Source organism: Arenimonas oryziterrae DSM 21050 = YC6267, assembly GCF_000420545.1.
Lineage (GTDB): Bacteria > Pseudomonadota > Gammaproteobacteria > Xanthomonadales > Xanthomonadaceae > Arenimonas > Arenimonas oryziterrae.
In genome coordinates this window covers 135,622-161,891 of sequence record NZ_ATVD01000002.1, presented here as the reverse complement: position 1 = coordinate 161,891, position 26,270 = coordinate 135,622, and the positions used below count along the sequence as shown (strand labels likewise).

Genomic DNA, 26,270 nt, shown 5'->3' with positions numbered 1-26,270 from the left:
CATGCGCATGGACCCGACGAGCCAGCAATCGAGCTACGCGAGCGGCGGACAGCGGCGCGGCGGCCTGCGCTGGTGGGTCATTCTGCTGTTCGGCGCGTACGCGCTCTATTACTACTTTTCGAATCAGACGATCGACCCGTACACCGGCAACAAGGCGATGATCGACACCTCGATCGAAGAGGAAGCGATGCTCGGCCTGCAGGCCTACAACGAAGTATTGAGCCAGGAACCGGTGCTCGATTCCTCCGCCGAAGCCTCGCGGCAGATCAAGGCGATCGCGGCGCGGCTCGAGGCGCGGGCAAACGACGTCGAAAACGATCTGGCCAAGGCCAACGGCGCCGAACCGCAGCACATCGCTGACAGCTTCCAGTGGGATGTCAGTGTGATCCAGTCCGACCAGGCCAATGCCTTCTGCCTGCCCGGCGGCAAGATGGCGGTGTATACCGGCCTGATTCCGGTCGCGCAGAACCAGGATGCGATGGCCGTGGTCATGGGCCACGAGATCGCCCACGCCCTGCTGCGTCACGGCTCGCAGCGCATGGCACAGCAGAAGCTCGTGCAGCTCGGCCAGATGGCCGCCGGCGTCGCGGTCGGCGACATGGATCCGCAACAACAGCAGATGGTGATGTCGGCGCTCGGCGCGGGCACGCAGTACGGCGTGCTGCTGCCGTTTTCGCGCGATCACGAATCGCAGGCCGACGAAGTGGGTCTGATGCTCGCGGCGGCCGCCTGTTTCAATCCGCATGAGGCGATCGGTTTGTGGGAGCGCATGTCCGAGCAATCCGGCGGCCAGCGTCCGCCTGAATTCGCCTCGACGCATCCCGATCCGGCCAACCGCATCCAGCATCTGCAGACGCTGATGCCGAAGGCCGAGCAGTTCTACGCGAAGTATTGCCAGGGCCAGCCGCCCGCGCGCTAGACCGCTTCCGCGCCGTCTAGAAGCTGATGAACAGCCCGCCGTTGACCGGCAGGTTCACGCCGGTCAGGTAGGACGCCGCGTCACTGCACAGAAAGGCGACCGCCTGCGCGATGTCGTCCGGCTGCCCCATGCGTCCCATCGGAATGTTGGCGATCATTTGATTCCGGACCTCGTCGGGAATCGCGGCGGTCATCGCCGTCTGGATGTAGCCCGGGCTGATGCTGTTCACCGTCACGCCCTTGCGCGCGACTTCCCGCGCCAGCGCCATGGTCAATCCGTGCATGCCGGCTTTCGCCGCCGCGTAGTTGACCTGTCCGAACGCGCCAGCCTGGCCGACGATCGAGCTGATGTTGACGATGCGGCCGCGGCCGCGCTCGCACATGCCGTCGACAACCTGTTTGCACAGGTTGAAGGCGCTGTCGAGGTTGACGCCGAGCACGGCATTCCACTGCTCCTGCGTCATCTTGCGGAAGCTGGCGTCGCGGGTGATGCCGGCGCCGTTGATCAGCACGTCGATCGGGCCATGCGTGGCTTCGATACGCTGCACCAGGGCCGCGCAGTCGTCGTAACTGCTGACATCGACCGTTTCGACGTGCACGTCGAGCCCCGCCAGGGCGTCGAAAAAACCCTGGCGACGTGCGGCATCCGTCGCCAGGTCGGCGGCGATCACGCGCAGACCGTCGCCGGCCAGTCGCCGGCAGATCTGCGTTCCGATACCGCCCAGGCCGCCGGTGACCAGCGCGACGCGATGATTCATTGCCTGACGCTGACCCGCGCGCGGCTACGCGGCTTGGCCACGGGTTTGACCGTCGCCTTGGGTTTTTCCGGCGGCGTCGACAGGCCGTTCATCAGGCCCTGCTGCACGCCCTTCCAGATTTCCATGTTGCGCTCGGTGATCTGGTTGATCAGCGACCACGGCGTCTGGCCCATCAGGCTGCCGAGATGGCCGCGGATCTGCTGCTGCTGTTCGTTGAACGATTGCAGGCTGCGCTCGAGATAACTTCCAATGACGCCCTGCAACGAATCGCCGTACAGGCGAATGAGTTGACTGAGCAGCAAGGTCGAGAAAATCGGCTGACCGATATCCTCATGCTCGGCGATGATTTGCAGCAGGACCGATCGCGTCAGGTCGTTGCCGCTGCGTGCGTCGCGCACTTCGATGCTTTCGCCGTCGACGATCAGTTGGCGAAGATCCTCCAACGTGACGTAACTCGATATCTCGGTGTCGTAAAGACGACGATTCGGATACTTCTTGATGATGCGTACTTGTGACATGACCACCCCGGAATGCAGCCGCAAAAGACGGCCGCGAAGAGGCTGAGCATCGCCTGTCGACAGGCCGCTTGCAAGCGCACGGGTGGTGATTATTCTGCACAGCCGCTAAGCACGATCAGGCGTATGGAAAGGCGCCCGGGTGAAGGTCGATAACACGCCGTTCCTTGGCAGGAATGAGAGCCGGATCAAAGCTTGCCAGCGCGCGTTGGAGCACGCTGGTGGTTTGCCCGGTGCCTAGTGCTGCTGTCGGCTGCCCGAGCGCACCGTAGACCAGGCGCAAGGCCGGCAAGGGATCGTCCGGATCGACGGGCAGACTCGCTGTCGACTTGCTCAATTTGCTGCCTTTTTCATCCAGCAGCAGGGGCAGGTGCGCATAGGTCGGCGTGGGCAAGCCGAGCCGCTGCTGCAGCAGGATCTGCCGCGGCGTGGAGTCGAGCAGGTCGGCGCCGCGCACGACGTCAGTGATGCCCTGTTCGCCGTCATCGACCACGACGGCCAGCTGGTAGGCCCAGAGCCCGTCCGCACGTTTGAGCACGACATCGCCGACCTGCTGGCGCAGCGATTGTTCGTACCGGCCGCGCAGGCGATCGTCGAAGCCGAGCGTCGCGTCCGGTACGCGCAGTCGATAGGCGTGCACGCGTCCGGAAGGATGCGCGACGCATTGCCGATGCAGGCCATCGCTCGCCATCAGGTCGCTGCGGCTGCACCGGCAGGTGAACGCGTCGCCCTGATCGAGCAGGCGGCGCAGGGCGGCGGCGTACAGATCGCTGCGCCGGCTCTGCCAGACGACGGGGTGGTCGGACACCAGGCCGAACGCCTCCAGCACGCGGATCTGCTCGCTTGCGGCGCCGGCGACTTCACGCGGCGGATCGATGTCCTCCACGCGCAACAGCCATTCACCGTTGTGATGACGCGCGATGAGCCAGCTGCCCAGCGCCGCGAGAAGCGAGCCCAGATGCAGGGGGCCGGTGGGCGAGGGCGCGAAGCGGCCGCGGTAGGGCGAGACGACGGCGGGCGGACTCAAGAGGCAATGCCTGGCGAGATGGGTATCATCTTGAATTTAGCAGGGAACTGCTCCATCTGTTGCCTTGACGCCGGCCCTGCGCCGGCACGGAGAAAATGCATGTTCAAGCGAATCGGTCTGTTCCTGGCCACCAACCTGGCGGTCATCGTCCTGCTGAATTTGGTGCTCATGGTGCTGGAGGGTTACTTCGGCATCCGGCTGGGCAATACCGGGATCACCCTGGTCATCGCCACGCTGGCTGGCTTTGGCGGCGCGATGATTTCGCTGCTCATCTCCAAATGGGTCGCCAAGCGCTCGACCGGCATGCACGTGATCGAGCAGCCGAGCAACGAGCTCGAGCAGTGGCTGGTGTCGACGGTGCGCCGCCAAGCCGACGCGGCCGGCATCAAGATGCCGGAGGTCGGCATCTACGATGCCCCCGACATCAATGCCTTCGCGACTGGACCGAGCCGCAACAATTCGCTGGTCGCGGTGTCGACCGGCCTGCTGCGATCGATGAGTCGTGATGAAGCCGAAGCGGTGCTCGGACACGAAATCAGCCACGCAGCCAACGGCGACATGGTGACGATGGCGCTGATCCAGGGTGTGCTGAACACCTTCGTGATCGTGTTGTCGCGCGTGGTCGGCCGCATCATCGACTCGGCCATCTTCGGTAATCGTGAGGGCGGTGGCCTGGCCTACATTCTGATCGTGACCTTGCTGAATATCGCGTTCGGCCTGCTCGCCCAGATCGTGGTCATGTGGTTCAGCCGCTGGCGCGAATTCCACGCCGATGCCGGCGGTGCCCGTCTGGCCGGCAAGGAAAAGATGATCGCGGCGCTGGAGCGTCTGGCGCTCAATCACGGCCAGGCGGCGGCCTTGCCGACGGCGATCAGTGCCTTCGGTATTTCCGGCAGCATCGCGCGCGGCGTGCAGGGGCTCTTCATGAGTCACCCGCCGCTGGAAGTGCGCATCCAGAAGCTGCGCGAATCCTGAGGTTTGCGTGCGCTGTAACGAAAAAACCCGCCTTTCGGCGGGTTTTTTCTGTCCGGATGGAACGCCGCGGGGCGTCGCTCAGCCGAACTCGTAGTTCATCGTCGGTGCCGGTGGCGCAAGGAAGTTGCCCTGCACCAGATCCACGCCGATCGAGAACAGCACGGTCATGCTGCCGGCGTCGGACACGAACTCGGCGATGGTCATCTTGCCGCGCTTGCGCGCTTCCTCGGCGAACTCGCGCACCTTCTTCTGGCTGTCGGCGTTCTTGGCAAGCTCGAGGATGAAGCTGCGGTCGATCTTGAGGATCGCCGGGTCGAAATGCGACAGCATCTGGAACGAGTTGAGGCTGGTGCCGAACTGCTCCAGGCACAGACGCACGCCGAACGCGCCGACGATCTTCTGGAACGCCTGCAGCGGGCGCAGATGCGTGTAGATCTTCGATTCCGGCAGCTGCAGCACCAGTTTGTCGCCGGTGACGCCGTTCGCCTTGAGCTGGGTGCTGATGAAGTTGTGCAGATCGCCTTCGGCCAGCGAGGCCGGGGTGAGCTTCACGTACAGCGTCGTGTCTTTGTCGGCCTTCTTGCGCTCGGCGAGCAACGCGATCGTGCGGCCGATGACCCAGCGATCGATGTCGGTAAGCAGGCCATGTTCCTCGGCGATGGGCATGAACTGGTCGGGCGAGACGATTTCGCCGGACGGGGCCTTCATGCGCACGAGCACTTCGTAGTTTTCCGCCGGATCGCCGGTGAGGCTGATCATCGGCTGGAAATTGAGCACGAACTGGTCTTCGCTGAGAGCTTCCTTGATGCGCTGCACCCAGGCCTGCAGGCGTTCTTCCTCGGCGCGGTCGCGTGCGGCCGGATCGAAGATCTCGATGCGGTTGCCGCCCACGCCTTCGGCCGATTGCAGGCACTGATTGGATTTGCCCAGTACCTGCGGAACGCTGGCGATCTTCTCGCCGATTTGCACGCCGCCGATGCTCACGGTCATCGTGATCGACTGCTTGCCCAGGTCCAGCACGTGGCCGTCGAAGGCGGCGCGGATGCGCTCGGCCTGCGCCTGGGTCTGCTTGTGGTCGTGATCGTGGCAGAGCACGGCGAACGTGTGATCGCTGAAGCGGGCGACGACGGGCTCACCTTCGAGGTTCGCCGACAGGCGCTTGGCGATCTCCTTGAGCAGATCGTCGGCCAATGCCAGGCCGATTTCGTCGACGCGCGCTTCGTAGTTGTCCGGCTCGACCAGCAGCAGCGACTGCTTGCCCTTGCCGTCGGCGGCGGCGGCGACCGCGGTCTCGACTTCGGTCATGAAGTACTGGCGGTTGTACAGACTGGTCAGCGGATCGCGCTGGCGCAGATTGTCCAGCTCGGCGGCCATGTTGGCATCGACGGTCTGCTGGCGGAACACGATCTGCAGGCAGGATTCGCCTTCGTAAGTCGCCGGCGTGAACTCCATGACGGCGTCGAATTTGCTGCCGTCCACGCGCTGCGCGCCGATTTCCAGCTGGCGCGGCGGCGCTTCGCCCTTGCTGATCTTCTTGAGCAACTGTTTGAACGTATCGGCGTTGGCCGGTGCGATGAGATCCAGCACCGACAGGCCCTCGATCTCGTCGAAGCCTTCGAAACCGAACATTTCCAGATAGGCCTGGTTCGCGCGGATATGCATGCCTTCGTGCACGTAGGCGATCGGATCGCGCGACGAGGAAATCAGCGCGTCGCAGCGGCGCTCGGTCTCGCGCAGGGCCGCTTCGATGTGGCGAAGGCCGCGGCGGGCGAGCAGGGCGTTGAATTCGTTGCGCACGACGAACTGGACATGTTCGGGTTTGGTGCGCAGGGCGACGTCGCGGGCACCGGCGGCGATGGCGCCGAGCACGGTGGCCTCATCCAGCGCGACCGTCGACGCGAGCACCGGAATATCCTTGCCGGTGGCTTCGACGCGCTTGGCGACGCTGGTGAAATCGATGTACTTGGCCGTATAGCCGGCCAGCACGACGTCGATGCTCTGGTTGGCGAGCAGCGCATCGAGCTCGTCCGAGGATTCAGGACGTTGCGGACGGATTGCCATGCCGCCATTGCGCAGCATGCTGATGAGGTGTTCAGCGTCTTCCAGCTGGTCTTCGACCAAAAGCAGGCGGATCACTGCGTCCTGCTGTGCCATCTATGGCACTCCTTATTGTTCAAGGACTTGCACGTGGGCTTTCAACAATACCAGAAGCATGTGGGCGAAAGCCAATCACACCGGGGTCTTGCTGGCCTCGCCGGGAATTTCCCGGACCAGCCGGGGGACAAGATAGCCCGGAAGCCGGGTCATGAGTTCACGATGCAGTGCGATCGCCGTGGCATCGTCGACTTCGAAATGGGCCGCGCCCGCGACGCGGTCGAGCTGATGCAGGTAGTAGGGCAGCACGCCGATCTCGAACAGGCGCTCGGACAGCTCGGCGAGGCGGCCGGCCTCGTCGTTGATTCCACGCAGCAGCACGGCCTGGTTGAGCACGGTCGCGCCGGTGCGGCGCAGCGCGGCCACCGCCTGGCCGACCGAGGCGTCGATCTCGCGGGCGTGGTTGGCGTGGATGACCACGACCACCGGCCAGGGCAGTCGCGCCAGCCAGGTCAGCAGTTCCTCGTCGATGCGCTCGGGCAGGACCACGGGCAGGCGCGTATGCAGGCGCAGACGGCGGATCTGGGGCAGGGTCCTGAGGGCATCGGTGAGTTCGGCGAGTTTGCCCGTCGCCAGGGACAGGGGGTCGCCGCCCGAGAGCAGCACCTCGCTGATACCCGGATCGGCGCGCAGGTAGTCGAGGGCGGCCTGCCAGTGGTTCGCTGCGGCGGTTTCTTCGCCGTAGGGGAAGTGCCGCCGGAAACAGTAGCGGCAGTGCACGGCGCAGCTGCCGGTCGCGATCAGCAACGCGCGGCCTTCGTATTTATGGATGAGGCCGGTCGCGCCGCGCGCGGCCGCGTCGCCCACCGCGTCTAGGTCGAAGCCGGCCACGAGGCGGTCTTCATCGACGACCGGGAGGACCTGCCGCAGCAGGGGGTCGCCCAGGTCGCCGGGCTGCATGCGGGCTACGAAGCCGCGCGGGACCCGCAGCGGGAACTGGGCCGCGGCCGTCTCGGAAATCCGGGCCGCTTCGGCATCCAGGCCGAGCAGGCGCAGGAGCTCGCGCGGATCGCGGACGGCCTCGCGCCAGTGCAGCTGCCAGGACTTGGCTTGGGGAGTGGGGGTTGGGGCGGTTATCATGGCGGGCTAGCGCAGGGCCGGTTGGCCCCGATTCGTCCATCTATTGTAGCCGCCGCCAGCGATGGCATCAGCGGCGCGGTTTTTCAGGAGCTTTACCCATGGCCAGCTACGGCATGAACGACGTCAAGAACGGCATGAAGATCATCGTCAACAGCGAGCCGTGCGTCATCACCGACACCGAATACGTCAAGCCGGGCAAGGGCCAGGCCTTTACCCGCGTGAAGTACCGCTTCATCAAGACCGGCCGCGTGGTCGAACTGACGATGAAGGCCACCGACAACCTCGAGGCCGCCGACGTCATGGACACGGACATGCAGTTCCTCTACAGCGACGGCGAGTACTGGCACTTCATGCAGCAGGAAACCTTCGAGCAGGTCCAGGCCGACGCCACGGGCGTGGGCGAGACCAAGAACTGGCTCAAGGGCGAAGAGCCCTGCGTGGTCACGCTGTGGAACGGCACGCCGATCGCCGTGCAGGCGCCGAACTTCGTCGAGCTCAAGATCGTCGAGACCGATCCGGGCGTGCGCGGCGACACCTCGGGCGGCGGCGGCAAGCCGGCCAAGCTCGAAACCGGTGCCGTGGTCCGCGTGCCGCTGTTCGTCGGCCAGGACGAAATCATCAAGGTCGACACGCGCACCGGCGAATACGTCAGCCGCGTGAAGTAAGCCCCCTGCCACGGAAAAATTTGATGACCGACGACCCCCTGCTGCCCTGTGATCTCCTGATCGAAGCCGGCTGGGTGGTGCCCGTCGAACCGCACGGCGTGGTCCTCACCGACCACGCCGTCGCTGTTTCCGGCGGCGCGATCATCGCCGTGCTGCCGCGCGCCGAAGCGCGCGCGACTTACGCACCCGCCCAGACCGTCAGCCGGCCCGAGGCCGCGTTGATTCCCGGCCTGGTCAATGCCCACACGCACAATCCGATGACGCTCATGCGCGGCGTTGCGGACGATCTGCCGCTGATGCCCTGGCTCACCGAACACGTCTGGCCGATCGAGGCCTCGGTGATGAGTCCGGAATTCGTCGCCGACGGTTGCGAGCTCGCGGTCGCGGAGATGCTTCGCGGCGGTACCACCTGCTGCAACGAAAGCTATTTCTTCCCCGATGCCCAGGCCGCGACCTATCGCCGCCTCGGCTTTCGCGCGCTGGTCGGCCTGCCGGTCATCGAGTTCCCGTCGGCCTGGGCCGCGAGCACAGCCGAATACTTCGACAAGGGCCTGGAAGTCCACGACAACTACCGGCGCGATTCCCTCGTGCGCCTGTCGTTCGCGCCGCATGCGCCGTACACGGTAGGCGATGCGAGTTTCGAGCGCATCCGCATGCTCGCCGAACAGCTGGACGTGCCCGTGCATTGCCATGTGCATGAAACCGCGCAGGAAATCGAGGATTCCATCAAGCAGCACGGCCAGCGCCCGCTCGCGCGCCTGGATCGTCTGGGCCTGGTCAACGAACGCCTGATCGCCGTGCACATGACCCAGCTGACCGACGCGGAAATCGCCTTGTGCGCCGAACGCGGCACCTCGGTCCTGCATTGCCCGCAATCCAACCTCAAACTCGCCTCGGGTTTCAGCCCGATCGAGAAACTGCGCCGCGCCGGCGTCAACATTGGCCTGGGCACGGACGGCTGCGCGAGCAACAACGATCTCGATATGTTCGACGAAATGCGTACCGCCGCGCTGCTGGCCAAGGGCGTGGCGATGGACGCGACCGCGCTCGACGCCGCCAGCGCCCTGCGCATTGCCACCCTCGGCGGTGCGAAGGCGATCGGCATGGACGACCGCATCGGCAGCATCACCGTCGGCAAGCAGGCCGACCTGAGCCTGGTGTCGATGGACGCACTGGAAACGCAACCGCTCTATCACGTGATTTCGCAACTGGTGTACGCGACCGGCCGGCATCAGGTCCGCGATGTCTGGATCGCCGGCCAGCGCAAGCTCGCCGACGGCGAACTCGTCGACATGGATTCGGTCGCGCTGCGCGCCAAGGCCGGACAGTGGCAGCGGCGCATCGCCGCGATCGGGAAGCAGTCATGAGCACCGTGAACGTCAGTCAGGCCGAAATCACCAAGTTCGGCGAACTCGCCAACCGCTGGTGGGACGAAAACGGTCCGCAGCGCGCCTTGCACGAACTCAATCCCGCGCGTCTGGGCTATGTCGCCGAGCGCGTGAGCCTGCGCGGTGCGCAGCTGCTCGACGTCGGCTGCGGCGGCGGCCTGCTCAGCGAAGCACTCGCGCGCGAAGGCGCGCACGTCACCGCGCTCGATCTCGCGCCCGAGCTCGTGGAAATCGCCAAGCTGCACCTGCTCGAATCGGGCCTGAGCGTGCACTACAAGCTGCAATCGGTCGAAGCCTTGGCCGAGGAAGCGCCCGGCACGTTCGACGCGATCACCTGCATGGAAATGCTCGAGCACGTGCCCGATCCCGCGTCCGTGCTGCGCGCCTGCGCGCGTCTGCTCAAGCCCGGGGGCCGCTTGTTCGTGTCCACGCTCAATCGCACGCCGGTGGCATTCGCGGTTGCGATCGTCGGTGCCGAGTACCTCGCCAATCTGTTGCCGCGCGGTACGCACGACTACAAGAGTTTCATCCGGCCGGCCGAGTTGTCCGCGTGGCTGCGTGACGCCGGTTTCGCCCTCGAGGACGTCAGCGGCCTGGCCTACGATCCCCTGCGCCACAAGGCCTGGGTCAACCGGCGCACGGACATCAACTACCTGGCCTGCGCGGTGAAGGCGTGAGCCTGATGGTTTGCACACCCGTGGTGCTGTTCGATCTCGATGGCACCCTGGTCGACAGTGCCGTGGATCTGCTCAATGCGCTCAACGTCATCGTGCGGCGCGAGGGCGGCGAGCCCTTGCCGCTCGCCGCGATCCGGCCCGTCGTGTCCAAGGGCGCGCGGGCGATGCTTGCTGTGGCGTTCCCCGATCGCGATGCCGCCGCCCGCGAGGCCTTGGTGCCGGCATTCCTTGAGGTGTATGCACAGGCCGTCGCCGAACACAGCACGCCGTTCGCCGGTATCGAAGACGTCCTGCACGCCATCGAAGGCGCCGGCGCCCGCTGGGGCATCGTCACCAACAAGCCGCACTATCTGGCGGAGGCAGTCGTCGCGACGATGCAATGGAGTCGGCGTTGCGCGGTCCTGATCGGCGGCGACACGCTGCCGCGCAAGAAACCCGATCCCGACCAGCTGTTTCTCGCCGCCGAAACCCTGGGCGTGCAGGCCGCCGACGCCGTGTATGTCGGCGACGACGAGCGCGACATCATCGCAGCGCGTCATGCCGGCATGAAATCGATCGCGGCCCTGTGGGGATACCGCGAGGCGCACGAAGACCCGTCGGCCTGGCAGGCCGATGTCCTGGTCGAGCAACCCTCGGGCCTGCTTGCGCCCGGCATTCTCGTTCGCTGAATTCCGATGTCAGATTCTTCCGACACCGTGCCCGCGGTCGATGCCATCGCGCATTACGTGGGCAAGTGGCAGGCGCGCGAGCCCGAGATGCGCGTGCTGCCGGTGTTCTGCGCGCCGGAAGAGCAGTACCGGCTTCTGGCCTGGGGCGCGTTGTTGCATGAATTGCGCGAGGCGCTGTTCGAGCTCAGCGATGCGCGCGTGACCGGCGTGAAATGCGGCTGGTGGGCCGAGGAACTCATCGGCATGGGCCAGGGCCGGCATCGTCATCCTCTGACCGAGGTGCTTTCCGCGCAGGCTGCACCGTGGCCGGCGTTGGGGCGCGCCTTGCTCGACGCGGTTGGCGATGAGTCGCGACCGGCCGATACCGCCGAAGCGATCGCGGCGCTTCTGCCGCTCGCGCGGGCCGTCATCGCGGTCGAAACCGCGTTGTTCGCCGTCGACGGCAAGGAGCCGGCCGCGCGCGCGCTGGCCATCCATTGGTTGCTGCAGCGATTGCCGCAAGGACTCGCGGCCGAGGATCAGGCGCGGCTGCCGATGCATCTGCTCGCGCGCCATGGCCTGAGCCTCAGCCAGATTGCCGCGGGGCAGGGCGAGGCGCTGCTGCGCGACTGGGCCGGGGAACTGGCGACCGAACTCGCGCGCTGCCCGGGCCCGGCGGCATTGATCCGGCGCGGGCGCCGACGCTTCGATGCGGCGCGTCTGGCGCGGTTGGCGAGCGGGCGGGGATTTTCCGAGCCGCTCCCGCCGGCAACGCTCTGGCGCGCCTGGCGCGCCGCGCGCGATGCCTGAAACACGCTGTTGCGGCGCCGTCATGGCCCCGTCGGAGCGCTTGACGTACCCTGCACCCGTCCCCATTTACCTTCCACTGCCGAATTCTTCCCGGAGCGCCAATGGCCCCCATCAACCAGGAAAACCTGGCCCGCGTCCTGCCCGACATCGCCAACGAGGCGCGTCCGTCGGTCGCCGGCGCGCTCGAGTGGGTCGGCATGGGCGAGATCCACGCGCCGGTCGGCGTCGTCGGCGCGGATGGCCAGACGATCACCAGCGGTGCGCGCGTCAACGCCTTCGTCAATCTCACGCGTCCGGAAGCGCGCGGCATCCACATGTCGCGCCTGTACCTGCACGTCGACAAGGCGCTGTCGTCGGAGCCGGTGTCGCCGTGCAGCATCCGTCGCCTGCTCAAGGATTTCCTCGACTCGCACGCCGATCTGTCGGACCGCGCGATGCTGCAGATCCATTTCGACTATCTCGTGCGCCGTCCCGCCCTGGTCAGCGACAACACCGGCTGGAAGTCGTATCCGGTCAGCGTCAACGCCTTGCTCGACCGCGGCCAGTTCTCGCTTGAGGTCGGTGTGGACGTGACCTACTCGAGCACGTGTCCGTGTTCGGCCGCGCTCGCGCGGCAGTTGATCCAGGAACGCTTCCGCGAAGATTTCGCCGCTGGCTCGCCGCTCGACCACGACGCGGTCCTGCAATGGCTGGGCAGCGAGCAGGGCATCATGGCGACGCCGCACAGCCAGCGCAGCACGGCCGAGGTCAAGGTCCGGCTGGTGCCGTCGTTCCAGAACCTGCCGTTCATCGACATCATCGATCGCATCGAAGCGGCGCTGAAAACGCCCGTGCAGACCGCGGTGAAACGTGTCGACGAGCAGGCGTTTGCGCGTCTCAACGGCCAGAATTTGATGTTCTGCGAAGACGCGGCGCGGCGCATGCAGAAGACGCTCGATGAAGACGAACGCGTCGCCGATTTTTGGGTGCGCGCCACGCATTTCGAAAGCCTGCACGCGCACAACGCCGTCGCTGTCGCCACCAAGGGTGTGGCCGGCGGGTACTGATCGGCGTCCGATCGTGCCGCTGCCTCGCATCGGCATCGGCGAATAACGAAAATCAAACACGAAGGCCGGGCAATCGCCCGGCCTTCGTTGTTATTGCGCCCGGCGTTCATGCAGACTGCACGAAACCAACACACGCAGGGGCAGCATGAATTGGGTCTTGGGAATACTCGGTCTCTTCATCGGCGTGATCTTGTCGGGGACCAACCGATGGCTGTTCGGTGGCGTCGTCGGCTTCCTCATTCCCTACCTGCTGTGGTCCCTGGTGGAATTGCGCCGGCGTATCGATGCGCAGGATCGCGAACTGCAGGAAATGCATCTGCGTCTGCTGACGCCGGCGATGCCGTCGCCTGCCGCCGCGCCGCGCCCAGCCACGCCCGCACCGGCTGAAACGCCCGCGCAGACGCCCGCGGCCGCCGCCGCCGCGGAAACGCCGGCGCCGGTTCGTGCGACCGGCGGTCCGCCGCCGATTCCCGCGATGCCCACGCCGCGCAGTCCGTCGGCCGACCCCTTGCCGCCAGGACTGGACGAAGCCAGCATCGCCGCCGCGCGTGCGCGTTTCGCCGAACGTGCCGGCAGTCCCTTGTCTTCTTCGGCCACCGGCGGCGCCGGTGCGATGCCGCCGCCGCGTCCGCAAGCGCCGCCGCGTCCGCGCGCACCCGCCGAGCCCGGCCCGCTGGAGAAATTCGCGGGCAGCATCAAGGCCTGGTTTACCGAAGGCAATGTGCCGGTGAAGATCGGCGTGCTGGTGCTGTTCGCCGGCGTCGCGGCGGCCCTGCGCTATGCCGCCGCGGAAGGCTATTTCACTTTCCCGGTCGCGATGCGCTTCATCTGTGCGGGCGTCGCGGGTCTGCTCGCCCTGGCGTTCGGTTTCCGCGAACGGACGAGCCGTCCGGCCTTCGGTCTGAGTCTGCAGGGCGGTGGCATCGGCATCCTGCTGTTGACGGTGTTCGGCGCGTACAAGATGTACGGTCTGCTCGATCCGATGCCGGCTTTTGCGATGATCGTCGTGCTGGTCGGCGGTGCGGCCTTCCTGTCCGTGCTGCAGAAAAACATGCCGCTGGCCGTGCTCGGCTTCCTGGGCGGCTATCTGGCGCCGGTGCTCATCAACAGCGGCAGCAACAACTACATCGGCCTGTTCTCTTACTACGCGGTGCTCAATGCCGCGGTGTTCGCGATTTCCTGGAAGCAGAGCTGGCGCTTGCTCAACCTGATGGGCTTTGCTTTCACCTTTGGTGTCGGTTCGGTCTGGGGCGCGAAAAACTACCGGCCGGAAATGTTCTCCACGGTCGAACCCTTCCTGATCCTGTTCTTCGTGTTCTACGTCGTCATCGGTCTGTTGTACGTCATTCGCCAGACCGAGCACCGGCGCCCCTGGGTGGACGGCACCCTGGTGTTCGGCACGCCGATGGTGGCTTTCCCCTTGCAGGCGGTGCTACTCAAGGACGATCGCATCGGTCTGGCATTCAGCGCGCTGGTCGTGGCGATCGTGTACGCCGGCCTGGTGTTCTATCTGCGCCGTCGTCGCGACGAACGCCTGCTCACCGAAGCCTACGGCGCGCTCGCGCTGGGTTTCGCCACGCTCGCGATTCCGCTGGCGTTCTCGGCCGGCACGACCGCGACCTTGTGGGCGCTCGAAGGCGCCGGCGTAGCCTGGCTCGGTATCCGCCAGAACCGCACCTTCCCGTGGATCAGCGGCCTGCTGCTGCAATTGCTCGCCGCGGGCTCGTACGTGATCAGCCTGTTCGCGAACACCGGCGACTATCTGTCGCCGGACAATCTCCTGCTCAATCCTTCGTGGCTGGGTGCGGCGATTCTCGCGTTCTCGGGCGTGCTGCTGGCCTTCATCCACGATCGACATCGTCCGGTGCGCGGACTGTCGGCGCTGTTGTTCCTGTGGGGGATGGGCTGGTGGTTCCTCGCAGCGATCACCCAGGTCGATCCGGCCGAGGAAATTGTCGGTCTGTGGCGCTACTTCATGCTGTATCTGACGGCCACGATCGCGATTGCCGCCGCGCTGCGCCATCTGCTGTCCTGGCTGCGCCTGAACTGGTTTGTCGGTGTCAGCGCGATCTTCGGTCTGCTGATGGGGCTCTACGCGCAGGAAGAGTTCGGCGCGCCGCTCAATGCACCGGCCGTGGCGATGTGGGCGCTGTACGGCGCCGTGCTGATCGCGGCGTTGTGGGGCGGACGCGAGCAGCCGTCGCGCAGCCTGGCGCTGTCGCACATTCTCGGTCTGTGGACGCTGGCCCTGCTCGCGACCTTGCAGCTCGAGGACTTCAGCGATGCGCAGGGACTCGCGCAGGGCTGGCGTTTCGTCGCCGATCTCGCGCCGGTGGGTCTGCTCACGCTGGGTCTGTGGCGTGCGCCGCCGTGGTTTGGCTGGCCGCGTGCGGAGGCTTTCGAAGGCTATGCCCTGGGCTGGTTCGGACTGGCGATTCCCTTGCTGTTGTTCGCGTTTGGCGTTGGCCTGTTCCTCGAAGGCAGTGCGGCTCCCTTGCCGTATCTGCCGCTGCTCAATCCGCTGGAGCTGGGCCTGATGGCGCTCGCCGCGATGCTGTACGGCAAGCTGCTGCGGACGAAGTCGGCCTTCTCGGGAATGCGCGGCGCCTGGCCGTTCGTCGGCTTCGTATTCGTGAGCCTGGCCGTACTGCGCACCGTGCACCACTGGCATGGCGAGCCCTGGGGTCCGGACATTCTGGATTCGGGCTTCACGCAGACCTGCCTGACCGTAGTCTGGAGCCTGCTCGGCGTCGGTGCCTGGATCCTGGGCTCGCGTCGCGTGGATCGCGGACTGTGGATGGGCGGTGCGGTGCTGCTGGGCATCGTGCTGTTCAAGCTGGCCCTGGTGGACCGTCTGTATCTGGGCAATGTCACCGGCATCGTGTCCTGCCTGGTCGTGGGCCTGTTGCTGGTCGGCGTGGGTTACATCGCGCCCTCGCCGCCGAAAATCGAAGAGGGAGAGTCCGCATGAGGTTGTCGCTCGTCATCGCAGGCCTGTTGCTCAGCGGCACCGCCGCCGCGAGCAAGCCGGCCGATTTCGCCAAACAGTGGCCCGTCGTCGCGGAAGGCGAGGGCGCGTATGCGCTGCAGCTTGATGAATCGGTATACGGACAGACGCTGCGCCCGGACCTGCTCGATATCGCGGCGTTCAACGCCGATGGCGAGCCGCTGCCGTTTGGGCCGATGCCGCCGAGCTATTGCCCGCCGCCGAGCGTGTGGCGCGAGGCGGTGTGGTTCGCGGTGCCGTCGTCCTCTGCGGCGTCGACCGTCGGCGCCGCGCCGGGCTCGGACATGCACCTGCATGTGAGCCGCGGCACCGATGGCGAACTGCAACTGGACGCGAGTTTCAATGCCGGCGATGCGCCGGGCGGTCGCGATGTGCTGGTGGATGTCCGCGCCAAGGACCATCTGATCGAAGGTATTTCGTTCGGACTAGGCGAAAACGCTCCGGACATCACTGCGCAGGTCGCCATCGACGCGAGCGACGATCTCGAGAACTGGCACACCCTGGTGGGCTCGGCGACGATCGCGCAACTGCGTCAGAGCGGGCAGATGCTCGCGCGCCGCCATATCGACATTCCGCCGACCGAAGCGCGCTATCTGCGTATTCGTCCGCTCGCGGCCGACGTGCGCCTGCCGGTGTCGGAAGTGCGTCTGCAGCTGCGACCGCCGGGCCTGCGTGCCCAGCCGCCGGCGCGACGCTGGTTCACCGCCGCTGTCGGCAAGCGCGATGGCCGCGCGTTCACGTATTCCTTGCCGGCGCGCATTCCGGTCGAGCAGGTTGCGATCGATCTCGCCGACGACAACACCATCGCCGCCTTCACGATCTCGGTGCGCGACGACGCGCGCGCGGACTGGCAATACGTCGGCAGCCTGACCGCGTTCCGCCTGCGCGGCGCCGGTCTGGAGCTCGACAACGAGCCGCTGGACACCGCGATCGAGCGACGTCGCGAATGGCGTATCGAGGCGAACATCGATCTGGAAAAAGCGCCGGCGCTGAAACTCGCGTTCCGGCCCGAGCCCTGGCTGCTGCTCACGCACGGCAAAGGCCCGTACGTGATCACTGCCGGCAGCCCGCGTGCGCAGCGCAGCGATTTCCCGCTGGAGGCGCTGGTCGGTCAGGTGCGTTCGAAATACGGCGCTGACTGGCAGCCGACGTCCGCGAGCCTGGGCCCGATGCGCGAGGCCGGCGGCGTCGATGCGCTCAAGGCCTACAGCAGCGAAGACAAGCGCACCTGGGTGTTGTGGGGCGTGTTGCTGCTGGGTGCGGTGGTGGTGATTGTGATGGTGTTGAAGTTGCTCAAGGCGCCGCCGGCGAGCTGAGTAGCTGCCCTCACCCCGGCCCTCTCCCGCGAGCGGGAGAGGGAGTCAAAGGCGGCCCTCACCCCGGCCCTCTCCCGCGAGCGGGAGAGGGAGTCATCTGCCGCAGCGAGATTCCCTTCTCCCCACCGGGGAGAAGGTGGCCGCAGGCCGGATGAGGGGTCTCGCCAATGGCGAGAACTATTGCGGATTCGCCTTAGGATCCACCAGCAACTGCGGATCCACACGCACGTTGAACCAGTTCACGCCCCAGTGCATATGCGGACCGGTCGCACGGCCAGTGGCGCCGACGAGGCCGATGACCTGGCCCTGTTCCACACGGTCGCCGACTTTCACGTCGATGCGGCTCATGTGCAGGAAATTCGAACTCACGCCGTGGCCATGATCGATGAGCACGGTGCCGCCGGTCAGATACAGATCGGGGTTGGCGAAGGTGACGATGCCGGCGGCCGGTGCCTGGATCGCCGTGCCTTTCGGCGCAGCGACGTCCAGGCCCGAATGCGGCGACTTCGGCGTGCCGTTGTAGATGCGCTGGCCGCCGAACACGCCGCTGATGCGACCCGACGCCGGCCAGATGAAGGCCACGTCGAAATCCGTGCGGTCGTCGTCGCGCAGGCGTGCGGTGCTGACTTCCGCCTGCTCGCGTTCGATGCGTGCGGCGATGTCCGGCGGCGGGTTGACGGTCGATTCGGGCACGCCATCGATGCGTTCATGCGGGAATTCGCGGTCGACGATCGCCACGTTGACGGTGAGGGTTGGCCCGCCGGGCGGCGTGATCTTGAGCGTCGCCACGCCGGTCTGCTCGCGCGAGACACCGAACACGAAACGACCGTTGGCCGCGACGCGCAAACTCTTGTCGTCATAAACCACGCGACTGCCCGGCGTCACCCGGCCTTCCACGAGCGAGCCTTGGAGGGCTTTTTCAGGGATGACCATGCGAGCATCCACCGATGCCTGCGCCGGCGCCGACTGCATCGGCGTACTCGCGCAGGCGGCACACGCCAGCAGCAACAGGACCGCGAAACCGTGCTTCATCGTGCGAACTCCAGACGGCGTCCGATCGGCGGACCGACCAGTTGCGATCCGTTCCAGGCGAGTTCGCCATTGACGAAGGTGGCCGCAACGCGGGCATCGAAGCGCTCGCCCTCGAACGGCGACCAACCGCAGCGGCTGACCACGCTCTCTCGCGTGACCGTCGTGCCGCCGTCCGGTTCGACCAGCACCAGATCGGCGAAATAGCCTTCGCGCAGGAAACCGCGGTCGGCGATATCGAATCGCTGCGCCGGCGCATGGCAGATCTTGCGCACGAGGTGGGGCAGGGAGAAATGCCCGTCGCGCACTTTTTGCAGCGCGCAAACAAGGAAAAACTGCACGAGCGGCAGACCCGACGGGGCTTTTTCGTATTTCTGCTGTTTCTCGTCCCAGGTATGCGGCGCGTGATCGGTCGCGAGCACGTCGACGCGGTCCTCGGCAACGGCGCGCAGCAGGGCGGCTCGGTCGCTGGCTTCCTTGATCGCGGGATTGCACTTGATCAGGTTGCCCAGGCGCGCATAGTCCTCGCGCGCGAAATGCAGGAAATGCACGCAGGTTTCGGCGGTGATGCGCTTGCCCATGACCGGGCCCGGCGAGAACAGCATCAGTTCCTCGGCGGTACTGATGTGCAGCACATGCAGGGAGGTGTCGAACCGCTTCGCCATCGAGATCGCGAGTTCGGTCGACTTGAAGCAGGCTGCACGCGAACGGATCTCGCCGTGCAGGTCGACCGGGATGTCTTCGCCGTAGATCGCGCGTGCCTTGGCGATCTCCGCGTCGATCATCGGCGTGTCTTCGCAGTGCGTGATGATCGGCGTCGGGCAGTCGGCGAACATGCCTTCGAGCACGGCCGGGTCGTCGACGAGCATGTTGCCGGTCGAGGCGCCCATGAAGATCTTCAGGCCGGGCGTCGTTTTCGGATTGATGCGGCGGATGTTCTCGAGGTTGTCGTTGCTGGCGCCGAAGTAGAAACCGAAATTCGCGCGCGAGCGTCCGGCGGCGCGGGTGTACTTGTCCTCGAGCACATCGTTGCTCAGCGCCGGCGGCTTGGTGTTGGGCATGTCGAGATAGCTGGTGACGCCGCCCGCGACCGCAGCCGCCGGTTCGGTGTCGAGATTGCCCTTGTATTCCATGCCCGGTTCGCGGAAATGCACCTGGGCGTCGATGACGCCGGGCATGAGCACACGACCGTTGGCGTTGAGCACTTTTTCGCCAGGGCGGGCCGAGAGGCCAGTGCCGATGGTCTCGATGCGGTCGCCACGGATGCGCAGGTCGCCGTCGAATTCGCGGCCCTCGTTGACGATGCGGGCGTTCTGGATCAGCAAATCAGTCATGTCGGTGTCCGCAGGGGTATTCGTCGGGGACGGGGTCGAGCCCGCCGGGATGGAGGGGGTGGCAGCGCCCGATCCGCTTCAGGCCCAGCCAACTGCCGCGCACGGCGCCGAAACGTTCGACCGCCTGCATCGTGTACGTGGAGCAACTGGGGTAGAAACGGCAGCGTTGGCCTAACAGCGGACTTATCAACAACTTGTAGCCGCGAAGCAGGAACAACACCAGATATTTGATCATTTGCGCGGCCGGGCAGTGCGGGCTAAGGTTGCCGCTCGTGAAGGACTAGGCTATAACACGCCGCCTTTGAGCCTCAAGGACAGAGAGAGGATACGCCCGAGTGGCCGCCAAGAAACCCGCTAAGAAGGCCGTGAAGCCGGCCGCCAAGAAGCCCGCCAAGCCTGCGAAGCCGGTCAAGAAGACGGTGAAGGGCAAACCTGCGCCCAAGCCGGTCAAGAAGGCTGCCAAACCCATCAAGAAGGCCCCGGCCAAGAAGGCCGCCGCCAAACCAGTGAAGAAGACCATTAAGACCGTAGCCAAGAAACTTCCGGCGAAAACGGTCAAGAAGGCTGCGCCGCCTGCCAAGAAGCAAGCCGCCAAGCCCGCCGTCAAGCCTGTCAAGAAACCCGTCGTTGCTGCCAAGCCGGCTCCGAAGCCCGCTGCCAAGCCCGTCGCAAAACCCGTTGTCAAGGCCGCTCCGCCCGCGAAAGCGGCGCCCGCGGCGAAGCCCGTTGCTGTTCCTGCCGCCAAGCCGGCTGCGAAATCCACGGGCAAGGCCGCTCCGGCGCCTGCGCCGGTGGTCAAGGTCGAACCGGCCAAGCCGCGCGATGTCGGCGTGCGCGCCGGTTACGTGAAGCCGGCCAAACCGCGTCCGGAACGCGTCAAGCCCGCTGCCGCGCGCGTGCGCGTCACCTTGCCGGCGGGCTACAAGCCCAAGGCCAGCGAGGAGTACATGGGCCCGTACCAGCTCGAGTATTTCCGCCAGCGCCTGCTGCAGTGGAAGACCGACCTGATCGAAGAGTCCAAGCAGACCATCGAGAACCTCAAGGAAGAAGTGCGTGACGTCGGCGACGAAGCCGAACGTGCCACGCGCGAAACCGAGAACTCGCTGGAACTGCGCACGCGCGACCGCTACCGCAAGCTGATCAACAAGATCGACAGCACGCTCAAGCGCGTGGAAGACGGCAGCTATGGTTACTGCGTCGACACCGGCGAAGAAATCGGCCTCGACCGCCTCGAAGCCCGCCTGACCGCCGAGCGTACGCTCGACGCGCAGGAGCGCTGGGAACATCTGCAGAAGCAGATGGGCGACTAGTCGCCTTCCCGGCGAAAGCCGGGATCGACCGATCGAAAAGAAGAGCCCCGCGATGCGGGGCTTTTTCTTGGCGGGCGAGGGACGAATGGTGTTGTTCCGCGCGTTGTTTCTCCCGATACTGGGATCATGCCCCGATACCGGGGTCCCGTCGTTTCTGGAGCTTGGTACGTCATGAAGAATATTGTCCGGTCCCTTTTTGTTTCCAGCCTCGTTTTTGCTTCCGGCCTGTGTTTCGCCGCTGAGCCGACCAAGGCGGAGCTCGACGATTGGTTCGTGTATCTAAAGAGCGTCGGCGCGCCCGCGACGCTGGACCTGTGCGCACCGATTGTCGCGGACAAGCAGGCGATGTCGACGGCCACCGAGCAGTGGCTGCAGGCCAATGCCGAGGCCATCGCGCGCGGCAAAGTAGTCGCCGTGAGCGGGTTGCCGGAAAAGTGGAAATCCATCGAGGAATTCAACACGGCGATGGTCGCCGACTTCAAGCTCAAGTTCGCCAAGCTCGGCGACGCGGAAAAGGCCAGCGCCTGTGAAAAATGGCAGGAAAGCTACCAGCCGCCGGCAGCGCCGTAATGAGCCGGGTTCGCGGGAAATCCTTGTCAAAATTCCAGCTCGGTTCGGCAGGCCTTTTGCTTCTGGCGGCCGGCCTTGCCGGCTGCAGCGGCAGTGGCCGCGGTAGCCGCGAACCGCTCACCGCCGGTGAATGCAAGCAGATGAAAGAAAAGCAGCTGACGATGATTCTTGCCGAGCTGCCCGCCGAATACCGCAACAACGTCGACCGCGAGTCGATGACGCTGAAAGAAGGCTACCTGCAGGAATGCGAAGCCCTGAAGGACATGGCGCGTCCGCAGTTCGAGTGCACGATGTCGTCGGGATCGATGCCGGAAATGGAGCGGTGCGTGGCGGGGAAAGTGGCAGGGAACTAGCTCCTGAGAGTGCGGCATGTCTTCCGATAGTCCCGGCGAGGAAGCCTCGATGACCACTGCACGATCCTGGCTTGCACGAATTCCATCCCGAGTGTGGCTGGGCTTGCTTCTGGTCGCCGGCGCTGCGGAGGCGCACGTCAAATGGTTCGCCAAGGCCGATCCGGCCGAAGTGCCGCGGCCGATCGGCGAGGTGCTGAGCGAGCCGTTCTTCGTGGACATGCTGATGCTGTCCCTGGTGGCGATCTACTTCTTCTTCATCGTCGACCGACTGGCCGTGCGCCGCGGTTTCCTGGCCGATCTCGATGCGCGCATGCGCCGTTTCGACGGCTCGTCGATCTGGGTCATGCGTGTCTGCGCGGCGATTTTTTTCCTCGCGCTCGCTGCCTGGCATTGGATCTACGGCACAAGTTTCTATCTGACGCCGGAACTGCTGACCCATGCTGCCTGGGTGCCCTGGCTGCATCTGGTGATGGCGCTCTGCGCGCTATGGCGGCGCACCGCGCCGGTCACCGGAGCCGGCATCCTGGTGCTGTACGCCGCCGCGATCGGCGACTACGGCCTGTATCACCTGATCGACTACATGATCTTCCTGGGCATCGGTTATTTCTTTCTTGTCTCGGCGATCGAGCAGGGCGCCTGGCGCAAGTCGGGCTTCATCGTGCTGTTCGCCGCGACCGGTCTGACCCTGACCTGGGCGGCGATCGAAAAATTCGCGTATCCGCAATGGACCTACCCGTTGCTGGCCGCCAAGCCCGGCATGCTGATGGGCATGACGCCGATGAACTACATGATCCTGGCCGGCTTCGTCGAGTTCAACATCACCTTCGTGCTGCTCGGCGCCGCCTCGATGGTCGGGCGCGTGGTCGCGTTCGGACTGCAGTCGGTATTCGTGCTCGCGATCTTCGAGTTCGGGATGATCGACGCGATCGGCCATCTGATGATCATCGCGATCCTGTTCGTGCTGTTCTTCCGCGGCCCGACCGAGGCCCGCAACATGCTGGTGCTGCGCGACAAGGGCCTGTGGACCGAGGCGTATTTCATGACCGGCCTTTACACGCTGGCCCTGGTCGTGATGTTCATGGCTTACTACGGGCTGCACCATGTGTTTTATGGAACATGAGGCATGAACGCCGTGACGTTGGCCCAATCAATGGCCGTATTTTCATGAAATTATTTACCGTCGCACTAGTGTGTCTGGCGCTGCTTGGTTGCGCCCGTTCTGGCCACAGCCAAGAGCCGCCGCTATTGACTCCCTACGACAAGCCAATGTCGGCCGAATGGGAGCAGTTAGACCGTACAGCCAAGTCGGCAATGACTGCCGTCTTAAAAAAATATCGCGATGTCCAGTGTGCGTATCTGTTGAAGCGGTTTGACGAAGGCGGGGTCAGTCACTTTACCCTGAGTATCGTCTTTGACGGTGAGGCCAACAGTGAGGCGATTAATGCTGCGATTTCGGCGTTTGCCGGTGTTGCACCTCCGGAGAAGGAGCTCGAAGTCCTGCTTTTGACGCCCGATCTCCAGCGGAAAGTGATCGCCCAAGCCAAGGCGGAGCCGTTCTATGTTCGAGACTGATCAAGAGATCGTTTCTTCTAAGAATAGCCAGACGAAACGGTAGTCCCATGCTCGCACTACAGGTCGGAGAAATTTTCATGAAGCTGCTCTTCGGCCATTTCGTGGTCGGGGCAGTCTGGCTGGTGTTCGGATTCGTGTTCTTCGCGGCGACCCGGCGTTGGCCGGCGTTCTGGTCCTGTCTGCGGCATGCGTTGCTCTATGCCGCGCCGGCGCTGCTGTTCGTGCTGTTTCTCGTCGTGGGCTGCGCCCATAACGACTGCCTGCATGGCTCCGATACGCCGGTGCGGGCGCGCGAGCCGCTGATGATCGGCCTGTTCGTGTTATCGCCGGCCTTCGTATTCTGGTTCCTGCAGGCCCGCCTGTGGCTGCGCACGCTGGGGTCGCCGGTGGCGAACGGACAGGGTGCAAGCCCGTGATCTACCTCGCCTTCCTGCGTGCGATCAATGTCGGCGGCCGCATCGTCAAGATGGACGCGTTGCGGGCGCTGTTCGAAGCCATGAAGCTGCAGGAGGTCGAGACCTTCATCGCCAGCGGTAATGTGATCTTCCGCTCGCGCTCGGCGGATGCCGCAGCGCTGGAAAAGCGCATTGCCACGGGCCTGCACAAGGCGCTCGGCTATGAAGTCGCGACCTTCCTGCGGACGAATGCCGAACTGGCCGAGGTCGCCGCATACTCGCCGTTTCCCGCGGGCACCATCGCGAAGGCGCATGGACTGTATGTGGGCTTCCTGGCGGCCCCGCTGACGGTGAGCGCCAAGGCGGCCGTTCTCGCACTGGCCGACAATGCGCACGAATTCCACGTCGCCGGTCGCGAGGTCTATTGGCTGGCGCACATCAACCAGGCCGATTCCAAGCTGTCCAATGCCACGATCGAACGCGCCCTGCAGGGCAAGGCCACGTTCCGCAACATCACCACGGTGCGAAAGCTGGTTTCGAAGTATCCGGTGGCCTAGGCGCGCACCGGCCGCAGCACCAGGGCGATGCCGCCGAGAATGGTCAGAGTCGCCACGACCAGGCGCAGCGTGAGCGATTCGCCGAGAAAGAGCACGCCGCCGATCGCCGCGAGAACCGGCACGCTCAGTTGCACCGACGCGGCGCTGCTCGCCCGCAGCCCGCGCAAAGCCGTGTACCAGATCGCGTATCCGAGACCGGAGGCGATCGCGCCCGACGCAACGGCGTAGAGCGCGCCCCGGGCATCCCAGTGCGCCGAGCCGGCCATCGCGCCGGAAAAGATCAGCGCAAACACAATCGCCCGTGCGAAGTTGCCAGCGGTCGCCGCCGCCGCATCTTTCACACCGCGTCCGCGCAGCGAATACAGGCCCCAGGCGATGCCGGCGAGCAACATCAGTGCCGAACCGGTCCAGGGCGGCGCACTGACGCCCGGCAGCACGAGGACCAGCAGGCCGGCAAAGGCGAGCAGCAAACCCAGCGCCTGAAGCGGAGACGGGCGTTCGCCGGCCCGCCAGCCACCGACGAGCATCGTCACCTGCACCGCGCCGAACAACAGCAGGGCACCCGTACCCGCGGACAGGCTGACATAGGCCAAGGAGAACGCTGCGGCGTACACGAACAGCGCCAGCGCGGAGGCCCAGCCACCATCCCAAAGGCGCGCGCGGTCGCCGCGCAATCGCACGAACACGTACAGCACCAGCGCACCGGAGATCACGCGATATCCGGTGAACGTCGCCGGATCGATCGCGGTCTCGCGCAGGGCCAACCGGCAGAGCAGGGAATTGGCCGCGAACGCCAGCATCGCCAGCACGGTCAACACGAGAATCCGGACGGGCGGCATCGGGTCAGTCGCCTCAGAACATCGCGTCGCGCAGCTTGTACCAGGCCATCGCGGCCACCAGCATCGGCGTGCGGAACGCGCGGCCGCCGGGGAAGGGCAGGTGCGGAATCTTCGCGAACACATCCAGCCGCTCGGACTGCCCGCGGATCGCTTCGGCCATCAGGCGCCCGGCCAAGCCGGTCGCGGCGATGCCGTGGCCGGAGAATCCCTGCGCGAAATAGACATTGCCGCCCAGTCGGCCCCAGTGCGGCGCACGGTTGAGACTGATGTCGACATAACCGCCCCAGACGTATTCGAACCTCACGCCCGCCAGCTGCGGAAACACCCGGGTCATGCGCCGGCGCATCGTGCCGGAAAGATTCGGCGGCGGCAGCGTGGAATAGCTGGCGCGTCCGCCGAACAGCAGCCGGTGATCGGCGCTCAAGCGGAAATAGTCCAGCGCCCAGTTGATGTCCGCGACCGCCATATCGTTGCCGATCAGCGCGGATGCCCGCTCGGGCCCGAGAGACTCCGTTGCGCCGATGTAGGTGCCGACCGGCATGATCTTGCTGTCGAGCTCGGGCGCGATGCCGCGCACATAGGCATTGCCCGCGAGCACCGCGAAATCGCAATGCACTTCACCGGCCGCTGTCTGGAGCACCGGCTTGTCGCCGCGAACCAGCGCCGTGACCTTCGAACCTTCGAAAATGCGCACGCCGAGCGACAGCGCAGCGCGCGCCAGTCCCTGCGTGTACTTCAGCGGATGCAGATGCCCGCTGTTCGGATCGACCAGGGCGCCGAGATAGCGATCGCTGGCGAGTTGCGCGCGTAGCTGATCGCGTTCCCACCATTGCACGTCGTAGCCATAGTTCTCGGCCAGATCCTGCTGCCAGAGCTTGAGCTCGACCACCTGCCGCGGCTTGATCGGCACATGCGCATGGGTGTCGCGCCAGTCGCAGTCGATCGCGTATTTTGCGCAGCGCTCGCGAATCAGCCGCACCCCTTCCAGCGACCAGTCGAACAGCCTGCGCGAATCCTCCTTGCCGATCAGCGCCGCGATCTTCGACTGATCGCAGCCATATCCGAAGATCGCCTGGCCGCCACTGCGCCCCGAGGCTCCCCAACCGATACGTTCGGCTTCGAGCACGATGACCCGGTATCCCGCCTCGGCCAGTTCGATCGCTGTCGACAAGCCGGTGATGCCCGCTCCGAGAATGCACACATCCGCGCGCTCGACGCCTGCCAGCGCCGGCTGCGCAGGGAAGGGCGGCGCACTGGCGGTGTAGTAGGAAGGGATATGCGAGGCAATCATGAGGTAAGAGCTTCCCAGGCAGGTCAGTCCACGAGAA

General features: G+C 65.4%; 27 protein-coding genes. 17 read left to right on the top strand and 10 right to left on the bottom strand.

All coding sequences use genetic code 11. The annotated features are described in order from the left end of the window. Position 1: 1 nt before the first annotated feature. On the top strand, positions 2 to 919 hold the full coding sequence (locus tag G467_RS0105530; RefSeq protein ID WP_026802396.1) for a M48 family metallopeptidase: 918 nt from the start codon (positions 2 to 4) through the stop codon (positions 917 to 919). A gap of 16 nt (positions 920 to 935) precedes the next feature. Here G467_RS0105530 and phbB read toward each other — a convergent pair whose 3' ends face one another. The 3 genes from phbB to gluQRS form a co-directional block, all read right to left on the bottom strand. After that, entirely contained in the window at positions 936 to 1,676 is a 741-nt protein-coding gene (gene phbB, locus G467_RS0105525) for an acetoacetyl-CoA reductase (protein ID WP_022968738.1), read from the bottom strand. Next, complete coding sequence (phaR, locus tag G467_RS0105520; RefSeq protein WP_022968737.1) at positions 1,673 to 2,194, bottom strand: polyhydroxyalkanoate synthesis repressor PhaR; 522 nt, start codon at positions 2,192 to 2,194, stop codon at positions 1,673 to 1,675. Before phaR ends, phbB begins: the two co-directional genes overlap by 4 nt. Positions 2,195 to 2,309: 115 nt before the next feature. After that, positions 2,310 to 3,218: a tRNA glutamyl-Q(34) synthetase GluQRS gene (gene gluQRS / locus G467_RS15560; protein ID WP_022968736.1), complete on the bottom strand. Its 909-nt coding sequence runs from the start codon at positions 3,216 to 3,218 to the stop codon at positions 2,310 to 2,312. Positions 3,219 to 3,317: 99 nt separating this feature from the next. Between gluQRS and htpX the strand changes: the two genes are divergently transcribed. Continuing rightward, entirely contained in the window at positions 3,318 to 4,193 is an 876-nt protein-coding gene (htpX, locus tag G467_RS0105510) for a protease HtpX (protein ID WP_022968735.1), read from the top strand. A gap of 78 nt (positions 4,194 to 4,271) precedes the next feature. On the opposite strand, the gene G467_RS0105505 is transcribed toward htpX, so the two are convergent. Both G467_RS0105505 and epmB read right to left on the bottom strand, forming a co-directional pair. Beyond that, positions 4,272 to 6,347, bottom strand: coding sequence for an EAL domain-containing response regulator (locus tag G467_RS0105505; protein ID WP_022968734.1), 2,076 nt, complete (start codon positions 6,345 to 6,347; stop codon positions 4,272 to 4,274). Between the two features lie 75 nt (positions 6,348 to 6,422). Further along, positions 6,423 to 7,427 carry an EF-P beta-lysylation protein EpmB gene (epmB, locus tag G467_RS0105500; RefSeq protein WP_022968733.1) on the bottom strand — a complete coding sequence of 335 codons (1,005 nt, stop codon included), beginning with the start codon at positions 7,425 to 7,427 and terminating at the stop codon, positions 6,423 to 6,425. A 98-nt stretch (positions 7,428 to 7,525) separates the two neighbouring features. On the opposite strand from epmB, the gene efp reads away from it, so the two are divergent. The 8 genes from efp (at position 7,526) to G467_RS0105460 (ending at position 16,983) form a co-directional block, all read left to right on the top strand. Beyond that, complete coding sequence (gene efp / locus G467_RS0105495) at positions 7,526 to 8,092, top strand: elongation factor P (protein ID WP_022968732.1); 567 nt, start codon at positions 7,526 to 7,528, stop codon at positions 8,090 to 8,092. A gap of 23 nt (positions 8,093 to 8,115) precedes the next feature. After that, entirely contained in the window at positions 8,116 to 9,459 is a 1,344-nt protein-coding gene (locus tag G467_RS0105490; RefSeq protein ID WP_022968731.1) for a TRZ/ATZ family hydrolase, read from the top strand. Continuing rightward, the gene (gene ubiG / locus G467_RS0105485) at positions 9,456 to 10,157 is read left to right on the top strand and encodes a bifunctional 2-polyprenyl-6-hydroxyphenol methylase/3-demethylubiquinol 3-O-methyltransferase UbiG (protein ID WP_022968730.1); all 702 of its coding nucleotides are present in this window, start codon (positions 9,456 to 9,458) and stop codon (positions 10,155 to 10,157) included. Before G467_RS0105490 ends, ubiG begins: the two co-directional genes overlap by 4 nt. Before the next feature lie 5 nt (positions 10,158 to 10,162). Beyond that, entirely contained in the window at positions 10,163 to 10,825 is a 663-nt protein-coding gene (gene gph, locus G467_RS15555; protein WP_022968729.1) for a phosphoglycolate phosphatase, read from the top strand. A 6-nt stretch (positions 10,826 to 10,831) separates the two neighbouring features. Then, the gene (locus G467_RS17380; RefSeq protein WP_022968728.1) at positions 10,832 to 11,614 is read left to right on the top strand and encodes a hypothetical protein; all 783 of its coding nucleotides are present in this window, start codon (positions 10,832 to 10,834) and stop codon (positions 11,612 to 11,614) included. A 101-nt stretch (positions 11,615 to 11,715) separates the two neighbouring features. Then, a complete protein-coding gene (folE2, locus tag G467_RS0105470; protein ID WP_022968727.1) occupies positions 11,716 to 12,660 on the top strand; it encodes a GTP cyclohydrolase FolE2 in 945 nt (314 codons plus the stop codon). A gap of 145 nt (positions 12,661 to 12,805) precedes the next feature. Continuing rightward, on the top strand, positions 12,806 to 15,631 hold the full coding sequence (locus G467_RS15545) for a DUF2339 domain-containing protein (protein WP_022968726.1): 2,826 nt from the start codon (positions 12,806 to 12,808) through the stop codon (positions 15,629 to 15,631). Then, positions 15,628 to 16,983 (top strand): DUF3999 family protein, encoded by a 1,356-nt coding sequence (locus G467_RS0105460; protein WP_022968725.1) that lies wholly within the window; start codon positions 15,628 to 15,630, stop codon positions 16,981 to 16,983. The genes G467_RS15545 and G467_RS0105460 overlap by 4 nt, the downstream gene beginning before the upstream one ends. 177 nt (positions 16,984 to 17,160) lie before the next feature. Here G467_RS0105460 and G467_RS0105455 read toward each other — a convergent pair whose 3' ends face one another. Genes G467_RS0105455 through yidD form a run of 3 tightly spaced genes read right to left on the bottom strand, consistent with a single transcriptional unit; the run spans position 17,161 to position 19,581 of the window. Continuing rightward, positions 17,161 to 18,015, bottom strand: coding sequence for a M23 family metallopeptidase (locus tag G467_RS0105455; protein ID WP_022968724.1), 855 nt, complete (start codon positions 18,013 to 18,015; stop codon positions 17,161 to 17,163). Beyond that, positions 18,012 to 19,346, bottom strand: a complete 1,335-nt coding sequence (locus tag G467_RS0105450) for a dihydroorotase (RefSeq protein ID WP_022968723.1) — start codon at positions 19,344 to 19,346, stop codon at positions 18,012 to 18,014. The genes G467_RS0105455 and G467_RS0105450 overlap by 4 nt, the downstream gene beginning before the upstream one ends. Beyond that, positions 19,339 to 19,581 carry a membrane protein insertion efficiency factor YidD gene (gene yidD, locus G467_RS0105445; RefSeq protein WP_022968722.1) on the bottom strand — a complete coding sequence of 81 codons (243 nt, stop codon included), beginning with the start codon at positions 19,579 to 19,581 and terminating at the stop codon, positions 19,339 to 19,341. The genes G467_RS0105450 and yidD overlap by 8 nt, the downstream gene beginning before the upstream one ends. A 100-nt stretch (positions 19,582 to 19,681) precedes the next feature. Between yidD and dksA the strand changes: the two genes are divergently transcribed. The 7 genes from dksA (at position 19,682) to G467_RS0105410 (ending at position 24,103) form a co-directional block, all read left to right on the top strand. Beyond that, a complete protein-coding gene (dksA, locus tag G467_RS0105440; RefSeq protein ID WP_022968721.1) occupies positions 19,682 to 20,656 on the top strand; it encodes an RNA polymerase-binding protein DksA in 975 nt (324 codons plus the stop codon). 171 nt (positions 20,657 to 20,827) lie between these two features. After that, positions 20,828 to 21,226, top strand: a complete 399-nt coding sequence (locus tag G467_RS0105435) for a hypothetical protein (protein ID WP_022968720.1) — start codon at positions 20,828 to 20,830, stop codon at positions 21,224 to 21,226. Beyond that, complete coding sequence (locus tag G467_RS0105430) at positions 21,226 to 21,579, top strand: hypothetical protein (protein ID WP_155844837.1); 354 nt, start codon at positions 21,226 to 21,228, stop codon at positions 21,577 to 21,579. The genes G467_RS0105435 and G467_RS0105430 overlap by 1 nt, the downstream gene beginning before the upstream one ends. 49 nt (positions 21,580 to 21,628) lie before the next feature. Beyond that, on the top strand, positions 21,629 to 22,699 hold the full coding sequence (locus tag G467_RS18160) for a hypothetical protein (RefSeq protein ID WP_162140741.1): 1,071 nt from the start codon (positions 21,629 to 21,631) through the stop codon (positions 22,697 to 22,699). Between the two features lie 44 nt (positions 22,700 to 22,743). Then, positions 22,744 to 23,151, top strand: coding sequence for an enhanced serine sensitivity protein SseB C-terminal domain-containing protein (locus G467_RS18155; protein ID WP_162140740.1), 408 nt, complete (start codon positions 22,744 to 22,746; stop codon positions 23,149 to 23,151). Between the two features lie 77 nt (positions 23,152 to 23,228). Continuing rightward, positions 23,229 to 23,567, top strand: coding sequence for a hypothetical protein (locus tag G467_RS18150; RefSeq protein ID WP_022968716.1), 339 nt, complete (start codon positions 23,229 to 23,231; stop codon positions 23,565 to 23,567). Then, positions 23,564 to 24,103: a DUF1697 domain-containing protein gene (locus G467_RS0105410; RefSeq protein ID WP_022968715.1), complete on the top strand. Its 540-nt coding sequence runs from the start codon at positions 23,564 to 23,566 to the stop codon at positions 24,101 to 24,103. Before G467_RS18150 ends, G467_RS0105410 begins: the two co-directional genes overlap by 4 nt. Here the strand turns inward: G467_RS0105410 and G467_RS0105405 are convergent. Both G467_RS0105405 and G467_RS0105400 read right to left on the bottom strand, forming a co-directional pair. Then, complete coding sequence (locus tag G467_RS0105405) at positions 24,100 to 24,942, bottom strand: DMT family transporter (RefSeq protein ID WP_022968714.1); 843 nt, start codon at positions 24,940 to 24,942, stop codon at positions 24,100 to 24,102. The genes G467_RS0105410 and G467_RS0105405 overlap by 4 nt on opposite strands. Positions 24,943 to 24,955: 13 nt before the next feature. After that, complete coding sequence (locus G467_RS0105400; protein WP_022968713.1) at positions 24,956 to 26,233, bottom strand: NAD(P)/FAD-dependent oxidoreductase; 1,278 nt, start codon at positions 26,231 to 26,233, stop codon at positions 24,956 to 24,958. Between the last annotated feature and the right edge of the window lie 37 nt (positions 26,234 to 26,270).